Raw genomic sequence first — 16873 nt, forward strand, 5'->3', positions numbered from 1 at the left:
CTACCCGCCGAGGGCGTTCTCGACGGCGCTCGCCACGTTCCTCGCCTTCTCGGCCAGCGCTTCGGGCACCTCGCCGGCGGCGACGGCCTCGTCCAGTTCGTCGTCGTCGACGCGTTCGACCGTCCCGTCGGCGTGTCGCACCACGTCGACGTGCAGGTCGACGTAGCGCGCCACCTCCGGGAACAGTTCGACCGGCGTACAGACGTTCACGTACGTCCCCCGTCGCTCGCCGTCGCTCCCCCGGTAGACCGTCGGGTACCACCAGCGTCCCTCCTTCAACTTCGTGGTGGCCACGTCGCCCGCTCGCCGTTCGACGCCGAGGGCGTCGTAGGTCCCCCCGGGCGTCATCTTTCGTTCGACGGTGATGCCGCCGTCGGGGTCGTACTCGACCACCTCGCCCCTCCCGAGGACGATGAGCCTGCCGTCCGGTTTCCCGTGACCGAGGGCGACCCGGTCGCCCTCGCGCGGACCGAACTGCCGGGTGAGCGCGGCGAACGGGAAGTCCGTGTCGGCGCTCGTCCCGCCACAGACCGCCTCCGCGAAGTCGACGGCGGCGCTGGCCTCGCGGGTCGCGGCCTTACAGCGGTGGTGGCCGGTCATCGTCGTCGTGACTGCCCGGCGGGCCTCGTCCAGCGCGAACCGTGATTCGCGGCCGAACCAGACCCACGTCGTCGCCCGGTCCTCGGTGAGACGCTGGGGGGCCTCGACCTCGTCGGGGAGCGACTCCTCTACGCGCTCGGCCCGGTCGTTCAGGTCGTCGAGCGTCGTCGCGAGGGCGTCGAGGCTCGCGTCGTCCGCTCGGTCGTTCCACCGCACCGCCCACCCCTCACGGGGGTCCGTCGGGAGGACGCTCGCGAGGTCGAGGCTCGTGTCGCCGGTGCTCCCGCCGCGCACGAGACGGGCGAGGCCGTTGCCCACCTCGATGGTCGGGTCACAGAGGGGGTCGTCGTCGTCCCACGGGGCGGCCGCCGACCGCACCTGTACGCGCACGGCGTCGCCCTCCTCCAGGTAATCGTCTACGCGGTCGAACGGGAGGTAGCCCTCCACGTCGCCGAGGTCGAGGACCGCGCCGGGACCTCGGGTCCCGGTGACGACGGCGTCGAAGACGCTCCCCGTGGGGGCCGGGTCGTCCCACGCCAGCGTGTCGACGCCCAGTCCGCGCAGTCGGTCGGCGACCGCCGAGACGCCGTCGGCCTCGCCCTCGACGCCCACGCCCTGTCGGTCGCGGGTCGTCGCCACGTGCACGTCGGCGGGTTCGACCGGGAACGACTCGTCGAAGCGCTCGCGGATGGGTTCGGACGCCTGCACGACGGCGTGGTCGTCGCCCTCGTACAGGAGGTGGGTGAGCGCCGTGGTGTAGATGCCCCGGACGCTGACGTTCATAGGTCGTCGGGGTCGGCCGCGAAGCGAACCCGACCGTCGATAGTCGGGCCGAGGGTGAGTTCGACGGTGCCGTCCTCGAGGGGACGGCCCCCCTCGATTGGCACGCCCCACGAGTCGAACTTGAGGTACCCCCGGATGTCGGCGGCGTGGGTGTAGCAGTCGAGGTGGTCGACCGTGTGCTCCTGCGGGCCGCCAGCGCCGTGGGCGCGGTCCATGTCCGAGTAGACCGTCCCGCGGTCGGCGAAGAACTCGACGAGGGCGTCCGCGTCGGCCCGCGTCCGCTCTTTTACGAGGTCGTCGGCTTCTCGGAGCTGCTCCTTGGAGAGGCCCACCTCGCGGAGGGCCGCCTGCGTCCGCTGGTCGAAGTGCATGGCCGCGTTTGGCGGGGGGCCGGCGAAAAGGCCACGGTACGGCGGCCTCCCCGGTGATGGCCGACCCTCGGCGAGTCAGGCCGGGTAGTCCTCGCGCCACGGACGACGGCGCTCGATGGCGGCGCTACCCGCGAGGACGAGGTCGTCGTCGAAGCGCCCGCCGGCCAGCTGGAGGCCGACGGGCAGGCCGTCGACGAGGCCCGCCGGGACCGACGCCGCGGGGTGGCCCGAGAGGTTGTACGGTTGCGTGAGCACCCAGCCGCGGTACGGGTCCACGTCCACGCCGTCGACCGTCCCCGGTTCCTCGCCGTGGGGGAACGGGAGGACGCCCATCGTCGCCGTGGCCAGCAGGTCGTACTCCGCGAAGCACTCCTGCAGGCCGTCGAACACCCGCGAGCGGACGACGTCAGCACGGGTGGACGCCCGCGCGGTCGGCGTCTCGGCGTCCAGCACGAGGTCCACGAGGTAGGGGCGCAGTCGGTCGCGGTCGGCGCCGCGCGGGTCGAACCCCTCCGCTTCGAGGGCGTCGAACACTCCCTGCCAGCGCACCCTCGCCATCGTGTAGTAGGCCTCGAGTATCTCGGAGTGGTCGTGGCCGAGGTCCGGGTCGACCGCCTCCACCGTCGCCCCCGAACGTTCGAGGGCGCGGACGGCTTCGTCACAGACCTCCCGTACCTCGGGTTCGACCGGGAAGACGCCCATATCGGGGCTGTAGGCGACCCGAAGGTCGTCGACGGGTCGGTCCACGGCGGCGGCGTAGTCCGTATCGACGGGGACCGAGTGGGGGTCCTCGGGGTGGAGGCCGGCCATCACGTCCAGCGAGCGGGCGGCGTCCTCCACCGTGCGGGCCAGCGGTCCCTTGTGCGAGAACGGGGTGTGACTGGCGAAAGCGTTGGGCCGCCCGACGTTCGGGACGACGCCGTAGGTGGGCTTGAGGCCGTAGACGCCACAGCAACTCGCGGGGATGCGGATGGACCCGCCCGCGTCCGACCCGGGTGCGAGGGGGACGAGCGAGTCTGCGAGGGCGGCCGCCGCCCCGCCCGAGGACCCGCCGGCGGTCCGGTCGGGGTCGAAGGGCGTGCCCGTCGTCCCGGCGACGCGGTTCTCCGTCGTCGTCCCGAGGCCGAACTCCGGCGTGTTCGTCTTCCCGACGACGATGGCCCCCGCCTCTCGGAGGCGGGCGACGAACGGCGAGTCCGTCTCGGCGACCCGGTCTTCGAACAGGAGCGACCCCGAGGTGGTCCGCACGCCCGCCACGTCGTCGAGGTCCTTGACGGCGACGGGGACGCCGTGGAGGGGACCGAGGGGGTCGCCCGCCTCGACGGCCGTGGCCGCCTCCATCGCCGACTCGCGGGCCAGTTCGTCGGTGACGGTGACGAAGGCGTTGGTCCGGTCCCCCCGCTCGCGGATGCGCGCTAAGTGCGCCTCGACCACTTCGACGGGCGAGCACTCGCCGTCCCTGACGCGCCGGGCGATGCCGGCGGCCGTCATCTCCGTGTAGGTCGGTGCCATGGTACACGGGGCGGCGACGGGGCGAAAAAGGTGCGGGTCGGTCGGCCGCCGGTCCCGACCCGGGACGGCGCGCGGAGCAGTCCGGAGGGCGTAGAGTTAGGGGCCCCTCGCCCGTTCGTGCCCGTATGGGACAACGCGACCCCGTGGAGGCGCGCGCCGACCGCTCGCGCGACCTCTACGACATCGCGACGTGGGAGCCGAGGAGTCGTCTCGATCGGATAGCGGTGAAACTGTACCGGGGCGCGGTCGCCGTCGGTCGGGGGGTCATCATCCTTCTCAGCCTCGCGTTCGTCCTCGGCGTCGTCTTCCTCATCGGGACGAACGACCCGGTCGTCGGCGTACTGACGCTCCTCTCGGCGGTGCCGGCTCTCGGGCTGGCGTGGTACATCTACTCGGCGGACGTGACGAGTAAGGAACCGTTCGTCCCCATCGTCCTCACGTTCTTTCTGAGCGTCTTCTTCGCGACGTTCGCCGGCATCGTCAACACTACGCTGAGTTTCGTCCAGACGCTCGGCCTCCCCGGGTTCGTCCTCTTCTTCTTCCTCGTGGTCGGCCCCGTCGAGGAGGCGGTGAAACTGCTCGCCGTCCGCCTGTACGCCTACGGGTCGTCGAGTTTCGACGCCGTCATCGACGGTGCCGTCTACGGGGCCATCGCCGGCCTCGGGTTCGCGACCATCGAAAACGCCCTCTACATCGTCCAGAACACGCAGATGGGGGCGACGGGGGCGGACCTCCTCGTCCAGCAGTTGAGTTCGTCCGACGGCTCCATCACCGCCTTCCGGGCGCTCGCCGGCCCCGGCCACGTCATCTACTCGGCGTTCGCGGGCTACTACCTCGGACTCGCCAAGTTCAACCGGGAGAACGCCGGCCCCATCGTCGCGAAGGGCATCCTCATCGCGGCCCTCATCCACGCGACGTACAACACGCTCGTCAGCTTCGTCCCGAGCGTCGCGGGCGCGATTCTCGGCGTCGGTTCCCTCGTCGCGTTTTTCGCGTTCGTCGTCGTCTACCAGGGGTTCTTCGGCTACATCCTCTACCGGAAGCTCAAGCGCTACGGCCGGACCTACCGGGCGGTCCAGAGCGAGACCGAGCGCTCGGGCGGGACGGTCGGCGTGGACTCGACGGAGTTCGACGGCTGACTACCGCGACGCCAGTCGCTCCGCGTAGCGCGCCTGCGGGTCCGACTCGCCTTCCGCCGCGAGCAGTCGTTCGACGTACTTCGCCACCACATCCACCTCCAGGTGGACCGGGTCGCCCACCGACTTCTCCGAGAGCGTCGTCAACTCGTAGGTCGCGGGGATGATTGCGACGGCGAACGCGTCGTCGGAGAGGTCGGCGACGGTCAGCGAGATGCCGTCGACGGTGATGGAACCCTTCTCGACGACGTAGCGCCGGAGTTCGGCGGGCAACGAGAAGGCGAAGGTCCAGTCGTCTCCTAGTTGCTCGATACTCACCACCTCGCCGGTGCCGTCGACGTGCCCCTGCACGACGTGACCGTCGAAGCGCCCGTCGGCGGGCATCGCGCGTTCGAGGTTGACGTGGTCGCCCTCGACGAGTTCGTCGAGGTACGTCCGGCGGAGGGTCTCCTCCGAGAGGAACAGGTCGAACGCCTCGTCGTCTGCCTCTCCGGCGGTGCCGGTTTGCTGTGGGTCCGAAGGACCCACTCCCTCTACGGTCAGACACGCTCCACTGACGCTGATGGACTCGCCGTGGGCGAGTTCGGGCGCGAAGTCGGCGGCGACCCGGATGCGTCTGCCCTCCGGGGACTGTTCGACGCCGACCACCTCGCCCGTCGTCTCGACGATGCCGGTGAACATGGTCCGGGTAGGCAGTGTGGGACACAAAACCCCCCGGTTCCGGAGAGCGGGACGCTTTTTGCCCGACCCGCGATACGGGAGGTATGGCACGCGGCATCCTCGGGACGCTCGGGCTGCTGGGAACGCTCGTGTTCGCCGTTCCACTCGGCTTCCTCGGCGTCCAGTTTCTCGTCTCCGAACGCTACCTGATGGGCGGGGTGTTCCTCGGTCTCGCGGTGGCGATGGTCCTCCTCCAGGAGTTCCTGACGACGCCACAGGACATCCCCGCCATGCTCGCGGAGAAGGTGACCGGCACGGTCGTCGGCGAGGAGAAGCCCGAGGAGTCGAAGCGGTCGGAGTAGTTCTGGAACTACTGGGCGGCCAGCGGTTCCTGGGCCTCGCGCATGACGTCGTCGAGCGACCGCCCCGTCGGGCGGTTGTGCAGGAGGACGTCGATGGGCAGGGTAGGCGCGCCGTCGACGAGGTTCTCCATGAGGACGAGACGCTCTCTGGCGCGGGACATCCCGACGTAGAACACCCGCCGTTCGTTGTCCGTGAGGCACGGGATGGGGTCGGTGTGCTTCGTGAACTCCACGTCCTCGTCGCCGACGCGGACGGTGGTGTCTTCGGGGTCCTCGGCCCCGGGGTCGGCGGTGAGGGTGGCGGCCATCTGCTCGACCACCTTCTCGGTGAGGTCGGTCGCCACGAACACGTGGTCGGCCTCGCGGCCCTTCGCGGAGTGGATGGTGCCGACGCGGACCTGCGAGCGGTCGACGTGCTGGTAGTCGCCCGTGAAGTACGCCTTGATGGAGCGTTTCTGGTAGTTCGTCACTTTGCGGACCATGTCGGCGGCGCTCGCCGAGTCGGGCGTGAAGGGGGCGTATTCCTTGACGAACGCGGGATCGACCTCCATGTCGGTCAGGTCCTCGACACCCTCCTCGTCCTGTAGTTCGTCGATGGCGTCGAACAGGTCGTCGCGCTCGCTCGTGCCGAAGGCGGCGGAGTCGAGCATCTCGGCGAGACGGCGGGCCTGCAGGCCGTTGACGGGTTCCTCGTCCTCCAGCAGTTCGACGGCCCGGATGTAGTCGGTCAGACGGTCGGTCCACATCCGCTGGTCGGTGAGCGCCTGGAAGGGGATGCCGTAGTCGATGAACTCGTCCATGAACTGGAACATCTGGTAGCGCGCCCGGAACAGCACCATCACGTCGCCGTCCTCGTCCTGCTCGATGGTCGCCCGGATGTTGCGCACGAGGTCGTACATCGAGGGGTCGCGCACCGCCTCGACGCGCCCGCCCTCCGTCCGGGGCAGGAAGTCCTTCTCCTGTCGCTCGGTGACGTGGGCTATCTCGCGGTTGACGACGTTGAGGATGCGCGAGGGGAGTCGGTAGGAGGTGTCGAGGATGACGTCCTCGCCCACCTCGTTGAGCAGGAGGCTCGGGTCCGCGCCCTGCCACGCGTAGACGACCTGGTCGTCGTCGCCCGCGATGAGGACGCGGTCCATGTGGGCCTTCCACTCCTCGTAGACGTCGTACTGGAGGGTCGTGATGTCCTGAAACTCGTCGATGACGAGGTAGTCGACGCGGGGGAGCAGCGAGCGCTGTTTGACGCGTTCGAGCATGTCGGCGAAGCCGACGAGGCCGTTGTCGCCCTTGTACTTGCGCCACGCCCGGATGGCCTCGGGGACGTCCAGTCGGTCGTCGTCCGAGGACCACGTCGGGGTGTACTTGTTGCCCGTCTGGGCGTTCGGGTCGATGTCCGGCGGGAGGCGGACCTCCTCGACGTTCCACTGGAAGGGGACGTCGTACCAGTCGGCCACGTCGCGGCGGGTCCGCTGGAGCCACTGGCTCGTCGCGATGATCTTGTTGCCCATCGTCGTCGATCGGGAGGACCGGCGGCGGGAGGCCTCGTACTCGTCTTCGAACTCCAGGCCGAAGTCCTCGCAGAACTCCTTCTTGTCCTTCTCGCCGACGACGTCGCCACGCGAGAGGTTGAGCAGTTCGTAGGCCTTCGCGTGCATCGTACAGACGTTCGAGCGCAGCGACCGGGGGCTCCGGTCGAGCCGCTCGGCGAGCCGCTCGCGAATCTCCGCGGCGGCCGCTCTGGTGTACGAGACGACGAGGATGTCCTCGATGTCGATGCCCTCCTCGAGAAGCGCGTCGACGCGGTCCAGCAGCGCCGTGGTCTTCCCACACCCGGGACCGCCGAAGAGCCGGGTGACCTGCGTGTCCGTCATTGAGGGACGCAAGGGGTCCGACCGTATAAGTGACGTGGCTTCTGGGACGGGAACTGGCCGAAAACGGGCGCTACCGGACGGACAGGTGGGCTACGGTGCCCATCCACACACGCTGCACTGTGTGGCCGACATGTCGTGCAGGCCACTACACTCGGGACACTGCTTCTTGTTATACTCCTGCTCCCAGCTTGGCGCTTCGGTCCGGTGACCGCGCTGTGACAGGAACTCGTCGAACATGTCGCCGTTCGTCGCCATACAGGTATGACATGGCACACCACAGTGATAAACCTACTGCTCCCCCACACGACCCGCGACTTCCTGCAGGAATAGTGAACGGTTCGTGACGACCGTCCAACGTGTCGCGGTCGAACGGTCGGAATCGACGGGCCGAGTGCGGGCCGAACCCGATGCGGGAGTCGGCCGGGGCGGCGACCGCTCAGGCGAGGAAGAAGAGGAGGACGGTGACAGCGGTGACGCCGAGGATGAACGCGGCAGCGAGCGCCCCGCCCATGGCTATCATCGCATTGGCGTGGCTGGCGAGGGTCTCGGTGCGGTCGTTGCCGAACACCGTCACCGACGCCCGTTCGGTGGCCATGCCCGCCTCGACGGGTTCGAGGTCCGCGAGTGCGGCGTCCACGAGGTCGACGATGAGGGCACGGAGTTCGCCGTCGTCGATGGCACTTCCCACCTGGTTGTCCGCCTCGACGGTGTTGACGATGTGCGTGTCCGTCGTCATCACCTCCGCCTCGTCGACCCGGTCCGCGATGGACTCGAGGAGGGCGTCGCGCAGGCCCGGTTCCATGTTGTTGCCGTCCACGAGGACGTAGCCGGTGCGCTGGTCGCCGACCTCGACGACGGCGACGCGCACGCCGAGGGGACCGATTCCCTCTCGGGGCGTCCACTCGGTCCGCTCCCACGCGACGCCGAGACGGAGGGGTTCGCGTTCCCCCGCCGCCAGCGTCCCGCCCGCCTCGCCCGCGGCCTGAATCATCGAGAACGACCGGACGCTCCCGGGCGTGACGTGCCCGAGGTCGTCGCCCGCCAGGCCGTTGTTGCTGTTGTGGGCGTCGACGAGGAGGACGTCGCGGAGGCCGGCGGTCCGCGCCTCGGCGGCCGCCGAGAGGCCGACGGCGTAGGAGACGTCGTCGGCGAAGTTCGGGGCGAAACTCGAGACGAGGAGCGCCCCGTCGCCGAACGCCTGTCCCAGCAGGGTGGCCTCGCCGTCGCTCGTCCTGACGCTCCGCGAGGCGGTCGGGGCGTACTCGATGCGGTCGTGGGCGCGCGCCGCCGTCTCGATGATGGTGTCGACCTCCCGTTCGGTGACGAGGTTGAAGTCGTGGCCGGCGGTGGCGTGGGGCGGGAAGCCCAGTCCGTCGGTGGAGGCGGCGACCCGTTCGGGGAGGTTCCCGCCGCCGATTTCGCCCATCGGCCCGGGGTGGATCATCGGGAGGACGAACCGGGCCTTCTCCTCGCCGTCCTCCCGCCGGAAGGAGAGGACGGTGACGGGGACGACGGCCTCCTCGCCCAGTTGCTCGAAGAAGTCCTCCAGTTCGCGGGTCCCTTCGGCGACGTGGCCGATGAACCCGCGGAAGAAGTCGAGGACGCTCACGCCGAGACTGCGGTTCCACGGCCGGTCGATGGTGACGACGAAGAGCCAGACGGCAAGCGCGTACAGCACGCAGATGCCCGCCAGCAGGACGAAGTCGCCGGGGGCGATGACCGAGAGTTCGGCGGGCGCGCGTTCGGGCCGCGAGAGGTACGAACGGGTGAGGGGGCCGCCGACCTCCAGAAAGCGCATCGTCCCGCTGTAGACGAACAGGAGGGCGGCACCCACGAGCGTCTGGATGCTGGCGGGGACCGACGCCGCGAGCAGTGACTTCCGCGAGACGGCCATCACCACGAGCAGACGGATGGCGAAGACGCTCGCCAGCGCGAACAGGAGGGCGTCGAAGACGAACTGCTGGCCCAGTCGCGTCGAGAGCACCGCGATGACCCCCACGACGGTCATGACGGCGACGACGACGAGTTCGCAGAACAGCGCCAGCAGCGAGGCGCGGTTCGGCGTCAACTGTCCGCCGAGTCGCCGGTCGACCCACGGGGTGAGGACGCTCGCGGCGACGGTGGGGATGCCGATGAAGAAGACCCCCTGCCAGGCGTCCTCCAGCGCGAACCGGGACTCGAAGGCGGCGACGCCCGCGAGGGCGGCGATGACGAGCGAGAAGGCGACGCTGGCGTACCAGCTGGGCGCGCGGAAGATGTACCGCGACAGGCTGGCGAGGTCGCCCTGTGTCGCCGTCATGCCGGCCTACTCACAGCGTGCGCGGAAGTTCTCGAAGACCTCCTCACCCCGCTCCGTGTGGGCCACCTCGGGGTGCCACTGGACCCCGTAGAGGTCGCGGTCGGGGTCGCTCATCGCCTCGACGCCACAGACGTCAGAACGGGCGGTCACCGTGAACCCGTCGGGGACCTGCTTCACCTCGTCGGCGTGGCTCGCCCAGACGCGCGTCTCGGGGGCGAGCGACCCCACGAGCGGGTCCGCCTCGTCCAGAATCTCGACGGTCACGTCGGCGTAGCCGCCGTAGTCGCCGCTGCCGACCTCGCCGCCCAGTGCGTCCGCCATCAGTTGCATCCCGAGACAGATGCCGAGGACGGGGACGCCGAGGTCCAGATACTCCGCGGACCGCCCGGCACGGTCCATGTCGGGCCCTCCGGAGAGGACGATGCCGTCGGCGTCGACCTCCTCGGGCGGCGTCTCGTTGTCCACGATATCGGTCTCGACGCCGATGTCGCGGAGCGCCCGCCCCTCGAGGTGGGTGAACTGCCCGTGGTTGTCCACCACGACGATACGAGTCATTGCCGGACAGTACGGTAGGTACGCGATAAAAACCCCGTGGAACGTCCCGCGACCGGTTCGAGACGGCCCCACACACCCGGGGGACCTCGGGTCACCGACGAAACGACTGGATTCGGCGCTGACAGCCATTCTGCAGGCGTATGCAGGATGCATGCTTATCCGTGTAGCTTCGTAACCCGAGTTGTCAGAGCAATTCGTCGCATAGTGCTACGAGCCACTCCTGCAGGAAGGACTCACTACCACTCAATGCCCACGAACGAACACCGGACACGAGCCGTCGACTCCCTCGAATCGCTGGGGCTCCGAGAGTACGAGGCGAAGTGTTTCGTCGCGCTTGCACAGCTTTCGGAGGGGACCGCGAAGGAGATCAGCAAGGTCGCTGGCGTTCCTCGTTCGCGCGTGTACGACTCGCTGGAGAAGCTCCGGGATCGTGGCCTCGTCGACGTCCGGGAGTCGAACCCCCGGCGGTACCGCGGCGTCCCGGTCGACACGGCAATCCAGACGCTGAAAAACGAGTTCGACGACCACCTCGATACGGCCAGCGACAACCTCTCGAAGATACAGGTCTCGCCCCAGCAGGGCGACAACGAGTTCTGGACCATCTCGGGCAAGGAGAACGTCTCCGAACGCGGCTCCGACCTCGTCGAGAGCGCCCAGCACGAGGTGTTCGTCATGCTCTCCGAGAACGACGCGGTCACCGACCTCTCGCTCGGGTGGATCCGTCAGGCGCTCGACCAGGGCGTCACGACGTTCGTCGACGCCGTCTCCGAGGCCCAGCGAGAGGACGTCGAGGCGCGAACGCCGGGCGCGCAGGTGTTCGTCTCGGGGCGTGGCTCCGACGACGAGGTGAGCGTCGGCCGCACCCTGCTGGTCGACGGGCAGTCCGTCCTCCTCAGCACCGTCGGCGAACCCCTCCCGACCGTTCAGGAGGAGACGGCCGTCGTCAGCGAGGGGTCGGTCGGCTCCCGCATCGCCAGTCTCGTCGAGGAGGTGTCCCGCTCCCGGCGCGACTCCGGTCCGAGCGTCGAACAGCCCACCCCGCAGTTCGAGACGGCCGACGCCGCCGAGGGCGGCGACGACTGAGCCTCACAGTTCCCGAAGGTCGAAGCGCTCGTTCTCCCCGGTCCACGTTTCCGTGTCGTTCGCCTCGCGCGTGTCGAAGGGCGCCTTCACGCCGATAACGGGCGACGGGGCGGGCCACTTGCGAGTGTAAGCCGACGACCCCTCCCCCTACTCGCCGTAGCGGTCGGCCGCCGACTCGAAGCCCAGTTCCTCGCCCTCGCGCGAGCGCCGTTCCTCCCGGGCGGCGATGGCCTCGGGGTCGGGTGCGGCGTCGTCGTCGACGCGCGCCCACGAGTCGTGGACCTTCGCGTGACACCACCGACAGAGGTAGACGGTTATCTCGTGGGTCAGTCTCTCGCCCTCGCTCACCCGATAGGAGAGGTGGTGCTCTTCGAGGAGGGGTCGCTCCCCCGAGTGGCCCATTCTGACCTCCTCCAGCCCACAGCGGACGCACTCCCGCGAGCGGTTGCGACACCGGAAGTGGGGGCAGTCCGCCCACTCCCAGTCTGGTCCAGACCGGGACACAACCGGGCAGGCGTAGTCGCGGTCCCGGAGGGAGCGGGCGAACCGCGAGTCGGGGTCGGCGCGCTCAATCGCGTACCGGCACCGTCCGTCGTCGGTGACGTGGTCACACCGCTCGACGTAGTCGTAGGGGTCGTCCACGCCGACGGACGTCCCCTCCGGCGTCTTCTCCATACGGGCGGGTCGGGCCTGTCGGAGTTGAACCTTCGTGCTTGCTCGCGTCGGGACGGGTACAGGCGTACCCGAACCGCTTTTTCCGGCCCGTCGGGAGCCTCGTCCATGCGCGTCGTCCACGAGTCGGGGCGGGTGCTCGCCACGAACGTCGACACCGCCGACAGCCTCCTCTCGCAGGGTCTCGGCCTCATGTTCCGTCGGTCCATCCCCGACGACTACGCGCTGGTCTTCCGCTTCGGGAGCCAGAAGCGCCGGTCGCTGCACATGCTCTGTGTCCCCTTCGACATCGACGCCGTCTGGCTCTGTGACGGCGTCGTCCAGCGGGTGACGACCATGCGGGCGTGGACGGGCCACGGCGCCGGCGTGGGCGACACCGTCGTCGAACTCCCGGCGGGCGCACTCGACGGCGTCGAGGCGGGCGACCGGGTGACCGTCGAGGGGTGACGGGGCCTCGGGCGGTCAATACTGCCGCGACCCGCCGCGTATATCCCTCCGCCGTCCCTGCGTTCGGGTACCATGGCAGACAACATGGAGGATAGGTCAAGTCGCCGCGAGGCGGCTGGCCGGGAAATTCGACGGTTCTAGCCACTCCACTACTCGACCCAGCGACGCCCCCTCACCGTTCGCCGCACTGCTCGGCGACCGAGCGTCGCGCGCCGCTTCTGACGCACCGTTCCCCGACGCCTCGCCCCCCGACGTGCAGTTCCTCGACACGACGCTCCGCGACGGCGAGCAAGCGCCGGGTGTCTCGCTCTCGCCCGAGGAGAAGGCGGACGTCGCCCGACTGCTCGACCGGGCGGGCGTCGCCTACGTCGAGGCAGGGAGCGCCTGTACGGGTCCCGGCGAGCGCGAGACCATCTCGCGGGTCACCGACCTGGACCTCGACGCGACGGTGACGAGTTTCTGTCGCGGCGTCCGGAACGACGTGGACCTCGCCCTCGACTGCGGCGTCGACGGCGTCAACCTCGTCGTCCCGGCGAGCGACCGCCACGTCGAGACGAAGGTGGGCACCACCCGCGAAGACGTCGTCGCGGACACGGTCGAACTCGTCGAGTACGCCCGCGACCACGGCCTCTGGGTGGAGGTGCTCGGCGAGGACGGCTCGCGGGCCGACGTGGACTTCCTCGAACGCCTGATGGGCGCGGCACTCGACGCCGGCGCCGACCGGGTGTGCTACTGCGACACCGTCGGGCACGCGACGCCCGACCACACCTACGAGGTGGTTTCGCGACTCGCGGACCTCGGCCCGACGAGCACCCACACGCACGACGACCTCGGCCTCGCCGTCACGAACGCCCTCGTCAGCGTCGCGGCGGGTGCGGACCTCGTCCACGCCACCGTCAACGGCATCGGCGAGCGTGCGGGCAACGTCGCTCTGGAGGAGGTCGCCATCGCCCTCCAGCACGGCTACGGCGTCGAGACGGTCGACTCGACCCAACTGTACGCGCTCGCCCGACGCGTCGCCGAGGCGACGGGCGTCCCCCTCGCGCCGAACAAGGCCGTCGTGGGCGAGAACGCCTTCGCCCACGAGTCGGGCATCCACACCGACGGCACGCTGAAGGACGACCGGATGTACGAACCCTACCCGCCCGAGACGGTGGGCCGGGACCGCAGGCTCGTCCTCGGGAAGCACGCGGGCCGGGCGGGCGTCGAGGCGGCCCTCGCCGAACACGGCCTGCACCTCACCGACGAGGCACTCGGGACGGTCGTCGAGCGCGTGAAGGAACTGGGCGACCGGGGGAAACGCGTCACCGACACCGACCTGCTCGCAATCGCCGAGGACGTGCGCGGACAGGGCCGCGAGCGCCGCCTCCGACTGCTCGACCTGACGGCGACGAGCGGGAACGCCACGCCCACCGCGAGCGTCCGACTGGCACTCGACGGCGGGGTGCGCGTCGCCTCCGGCACCGGGAGCGGCCCGGTCGACGCCGCGATGCAGGCGGTGCGGGCCGCGCTGGGCGACGTGGCCGCCGTCACGCTCGATTCGTACCACGTCGACGCCGTCACGGGCGGGACGGACGCCGTCGTCTCCGTCGAGGTGGAACTCTCGCGCGGCGACAGCGCGGTGAGCGCGACGGCCAGCGACGCCGACATCACGCGGGCGAGCGTCGTCGCCATCGTGGACGCGGTCGACCGCCTGCTCGTGACGGGTCGACCGGCGGCGAGCGCCGACTGACCCTGGAGCCGTCGCTCGTCGGGTGATAAACGCAGGAAACCGCAGTCTCGGTCGGTATCGTTCAGTCGTCGCCGACGGCGGGCGTCGCCTCCTCCGCGTCGGACTCCGTGTCCACGGACGGCCCGTCGACGATCTCGTAGAGGTTCTGGCGGGCGTCCGCGAAGTAGACGTCCTCGTCCACGACCGCTATCGCCTCGAGGCGTTCGAGCGCGTAGCGGACCGTGCGCGCCGAGAGCATCGACTCCTCGACGATGCCCTTCTGGGTGAGGGGCCCGTTGTACTCGAGCACCTTGTAGACGAGCTTCGCGCTCGGCGGGAGGTCCGCGATCCCCTCGGCGGTTGAGTCGCTCATTGGTGTATTTAATCACTCACCCACGTCGCTTAAACCTTGACCCGGCGGTCGGAAGCCGGACACGTCCGCGAATCGGACCGAACGGCTTTTGCGGCCGCACGGCCGACTCGGGCGTATGGCTACCGACACGGTCGACAGCCGACGTGCCCATCTGCGGGGGATCACCGTCACCGCAGTGTCCGCCCTCCTCGGTATCGCCGCCTCGTTCGGGTCGTTCGTCCTCGCGAGCGGACCGACGGACTCCTCGGGGGTATTCGTCCTCGCGGCGGCCATCCTGATCCAGATACCCGTCCTGCAGGCGACGGGCATCAAGCGGGAGTTCTCCGGGAAGGACTACGCCTACGTCGCCTTCATGACCTTCGCCCTGTGGTTCGTCTCGCTGACCATCCTCTACACCGCCAACGTCTCCCTCTGATGGCAGAAGACAGCATCGCCGTCGTCGACCTCGACAGGTGTTCGCCCGACCGCTGTAACTACGAGTGCGCCAACTTCTGCCCGCCCAACCGGACGGGCAAGGAGTGCATCACCCAGCGTGGCGAAGACGCCGTGGACGGCGACCCCGACCAGATCCGCATCAGCGAGGACATCTGCCTCGGCGAGTCCTGTGGCATCTGCGTCGTCAAGTGTCCCTTCGACGCCATCGAGATCATCAACCTCCCGCAGGAACTCGACGAGTCGCCCGTCCACCGCTACGGCGAGAACGCCTTCGCCCTCTACGGCCTGCCCGCCCCGCAGGAGGGGCAGGTGACGGGCATCCTCGGTCCGAACGGTATCGGGAAGACCACCGCCGTCCGCATCCTCGCCGACGAGATCACGCCGAACCTCGGCGACTACACGGCGACCCCCGACTGGGAGGCCGTCATCGACGAGTACCGCGGCACCGAACTCCAGAACTTCCTCGAGGACGTGCAGGCCGGCGACGTCACGGTGGCGCGCAAACCCCAGTACGTCGATAAGATACCGAGCCGGTTCGACGGCAACACCCGCCAGTTGCTCGAATCCACCGACGAACGCGGCGTGATGGAGGAGTTGGTCGAGCGACTCTCCATCGGGCCGGTCGTCGACCAGCCCATCGACACACTCTCCGGCGGGGAACTCCAGCGGGTCGCACTCGCCGCGACGCTGGCCCGCGACGCCGACTTCTACTTCCTCGACGAGGTGACGCCGTACCTCGACATCGGCCAGCGGGTGACCGCCGCGCGCCTCGTCCGCGAACTCGCCGAGGAGGGCGACCGCTCGATGCTCGTCGTCGAACACGACCTCGCGGTCCTCGACCTGCTCGCCGACTCGGTCCACCTCGCGTACGGTGAACCCGGGGCGTACGGCGTCATCACGCCCCCGAAATCCACGCGGCAGGGCATCAACCAGTACCTCTCGGGCTACCTCGAGGCCCAGAACATGCGCATCCGCCCGGAGGCCATCGAGTTCGAGCGCCACGCCCCGCGGACGGCCAGTCGCGGCGAGACGCTCGTCGAGTACCCGGACCTCGTCCACTCCTACGGCGAGGGGGAGTTCACCCTCGAGGTCGAAGCCGGCGAGATTCGCAAGAACGAGGTGCTCGGCATCGTCGGGCCGAACGGTATCGGGAAGTCGACGTTCGCCAAACTGCTCACCGGAAAGCTCGAAGCGACGGAGGGCGACCTCGACACGAACCTCGACATCGCCTACAAGCCCCAGTACGTCGACATCGACCAGCCGATGCGCGTCGACGCCTTTTTGGCATCGATCACCGACCAGTTCGGCTCCTCGTACTGGGAGACCGAAATCGCCCAGCCGCTCCAGCTAGAGCGCATCATGGAGCAGAACCTCACCGACCTCTCGGGCGGGGAGCGCCAGCGCGTCGCCATCGCGGCCTGTCTCTCGAAGGACGCCGACCTCTACCTGCTCGACGAACCCTCCGCACATCTGGACGTCGAACAGCGGGTGCTCGCCACCCGCGCCATCCGTCGCTACACGGAGAACCACGACGCGACGGCGATGGTCATCGACCACGACATCTACATGATCGACCTGCTGTCGGACCGCCTGATGGTGTTCGACGGCGAACCCGCTGTGCGCGGCGAGACGTCGCCCCCCGTCGGGATGCGCGAGGGGATGAACCGGTTCCTCGCGAACCTCGACATCACCTTCCGGCGCGACCAGCGGACGAGTCGCCCGCGCATCAACAAGCCCGGGTCGCAACTCGACCGCGAGCAGAAGAACGCGGGCGAGTACTACTACGCGCCGGACAGCGACGACGAGGAGTAGGGAGGTTCAGAGCGTCCGGATGACGCGAGAACCTCCGAAGTACGAGCGGGGAGCGATAGCGACCCGCGAGTAGCGCGGTTCGGAGGATTCGAGAGCCCGAGAACCGCGGAAACCGAGCGGGGAGCGATAGCGACCCGCGAGGAGTAGACGCTGGGCGGCACAGCGAGTGCTCCAACTGGGCACACGATTTT

The 16873-nt window shown here is 69.2% G+C and carries 17 protein-coding genes; 7 read left to right on the plus strand and 10 right to left on the minus strand.

The annotated features are described in order from the left end of the window. From NKG96_RS04020 to NKG96_RS04030, 3 genes are all read right to left on the minus strand, one after another. Positions 1–1383, minus strand: coding sequence for a ribonuclease FAU-1 family protein (locus NKG96_RS04020; RefSeq protein ID WP_254537173.1), 1383 nt, complete (start codon positions 1381–1383; stop codon positions 1–3). Continuing rightward, positions 1380–1754 carry a DUF7532 family protein gene (locus NKG96_RS04025; protein ID WP_254537175.1) on the minus strand — a complete coding sequence of 125 codons (375 nt, stop codon included), beginning with the start codon at positions 1752–1754 and terminating at the stop codon, positions 1380–1382. Before NKG96_RS04025 ends, NKG96_RS04020 begins: the two co-directional genes overlap by 4 nt. A gap of 75 nt (positions 1755–1829) precedes the next feature. Further along, positions 1830–3266, minus strand: coding sequence for an amidase (locus NKG96_RS04030; RefSeq protein WP_254537176.1), 1437 nt, complete (start codon positions 3264–3266; stop codon positions 1830–1832). A gap of 125 nt (positions 3267–3391) precedes the next feature. On the opposite strand from NKG96_RS04030, the gene NKG96_RS04035 reads away from it, so the two are divergent. Continuing rightward, positions 3392–4405 (plus strand): PrsW family intramembrane metalloprotease, encoded by a 1014-nt coding sequence (locus NKG96_RS04035; RefSeq protein WP_254537177.1) that lies wholly within the window; start codon positions 3392–3394, stop codon positions 4403–4405. On the opposite strand, the gene NKG96_RS04040 is transcribed toward NKG96_RS04035, so the two are convergent. Next, positions 4406–5083 (minus strand): riboflavin synthase, encoded by a 678-nt coding sequence (locus NKG96_RS04040; protein ID WP_254537178.1) that lies wholly within the window; start codon positions 5081–5083, stop codon positions 4406–4408. 83 nt (positions 5084–5166) lie between these two features. Here NKG96_RS04040 and NKG96_RS04045 point away from each other — a divergent pair, with 83 nt between their 5' ends. Further along, entirely contained in the window at positions 5167–5424 is a 258-nt protein-coding gene (locus NKG96_RS04045; protein WP_254537179.1) for a DUF7533 family protein, read from the plus strand. 8 nt (positions 5425–5432) lie between these two features. On the opposite strand, the gene NKG96_RS04050 is transcribed toward NKG96_RS04045, so the two are convergent. The 4 genes from NKG96_RS04050 to NKG96_RS04060 form a co-directional block, all read right to left on the minus strand. After that, the gene (locus NKG96_RS04050) at positions 5433–7295 is read right to left on the minus strand and encodes a UvrD-helicase domain-containing protein (protein ID WP_254537180.1); all 1863 of its coding nucleotides are present in this window, start codon (positions 7293–7295) and stop codon (positions 5433–5435) included. A gap of 90 nt (positions 7296–7385) precedes the next feature. Beyond that, positions 7386–7550 carry an HVO_0416 family zinc finger protein gene (locus NKG96_RS20965; protein ID WP_303651787.1) on the minus strand — a complete coding sequence of 55 codons (165 nt, stop codon included), beginning with the start codon at positions 7548–7550 and terminating at the stop codon, positions 7386–7388. A 181-nt stretch (positions 7551–7731) separates the two neighbouring features. Further along, positions 7732–9594, minus strand: a complete 1863-nt coding sequence (locus tag NKG96_RS04055; RefSeq protein WP_254537181.1) for a DUF2070 family protein — start codon at positions 9592–9594, stop codon at positions 7732–7734. Positions 9595–9600: 6 nt separating this feature from the next. Further along, positions 9601–10149: a GMP synthase subunit A gene (locus NKG96_RS04060; protein WP_254537182.1), complete on the minus strand. Its 549-nt coding sequence runs from the start codon at positions 10147–10149 to the stop codon at positions 9601–9603. A gap of 246 nt (positions 10150–10395) precedes the next feature. Here NKG96_RS04060 and NKG96_RS04065 point away from each other — a divergent pair, with 246 nt between their 5' ends. Next, on the plus strand, positions 10396–11232 hold the full coding sequence (locus tag NKG96_RS04065) for a TrmB family transcriptional regulator (RefSeq protein WP_254537183.1): 837 nt from the start codon (positions 10396–10398) through the stop codon (positions 11230–11232). A 147-nt stretch (positions 11233–11379) separates the two neighbouring features. On the opposite strand, the gene NKG96_RS04070 is transcribed toward NKG96_RS04065, so the two are convergent. Continuing rightward, the gene (locus NKG96_RS04070; RefSeq protein WP_254537184.1) at positions 11380–11907 is read right to left on the minus strand and encodes a DUF7097 family protein; all 528 of its coding nucleotides are present in this window, start codon (positions 11905–11907) and stop codon (positions 11380–11382) included. Positions 11908–12012: 105 nt separating this feature from the next. Between NKG96_RS04070 and NKG96_RS04075 the strand changes: the two genes are divergently transcribed. Both NKG96_RS04075 and NKG96_RS04080 read left to right on the plus strand, forming a co-directional pair. Further along, complete coding sequence (locus NKG96_RS04075) at positions 12013–12351, plus strand: DUF192 domain-containing protein (protein ID WP_254537185.1); 339 nt, start codon at positions 12013–12015, stop codon at positions 12349–12351. Between the two features lie 253 nt (positions 12352–12604). Beyond that, complete coding sequence (locus NKG96_RS04080) at positions 12605–14083, plus strand: 2-isopropylmalate synthase (protein WP_254537186.1); 1479 nt, start codon at positions 12605–12607, stop codon at positions 14081–14083. Positions 14084–14144: 61 nt separating this feature from the next. Here the strand turns inward: NKG96_RS04080 and NKG96_RS04085 are convergent, their stop codons facing one another. Next, the gene (locus NKG96_RS04085; protein WP_254537188.1) at positions 14145–14435 is read right to left on the minus strand and encodes a MarR family transcriptional regulator; all 291 of its coding nucleotides are present in this window, start codon (positions 14433–14435) and stop codon (positions 14145–14147) included. Between the two features lie 115 nt (positions 14436–14550). Here NKG96_RS04085 and NKG96_RS04090 point away from each other — a divergent pair, with 115 nt between their 5' ends. Then, a complete protein-coding gene (locus tag NKG96_RS04090; protein ID WP_254537189.1) occupies positions 14551–14850 on the plus strand; it encodes an EMC6-like membrane protein in 300 nt (99 codons plus the stop codon). After that, on the plus strand, positions 14850–16682 hold the full coding sequence (locus tag NKG96_RS04095; protein ID WP_254537190.1) for a ribosome biogenesis/translation initiation ATPase RLI: 1833 nt from the start codon (positions 14850–14852) through the stop codon (positions 16680–16682). Before NKG96_RS04090 ends, NKG96_RS04095 begins: the two co-directional genes overlap by 1 nt. The last annotated feature ends 191 nt before the right edge of the window (positions 16683–16873 follow it).

The organism is Halomarina litorea (assembly GCF_024227715.1).
GTDB lineage: Archaea > Halobacteriota > Halobacteria > Halobacteriales > Haloarculaceae > Halomarina > Halomarina litorea.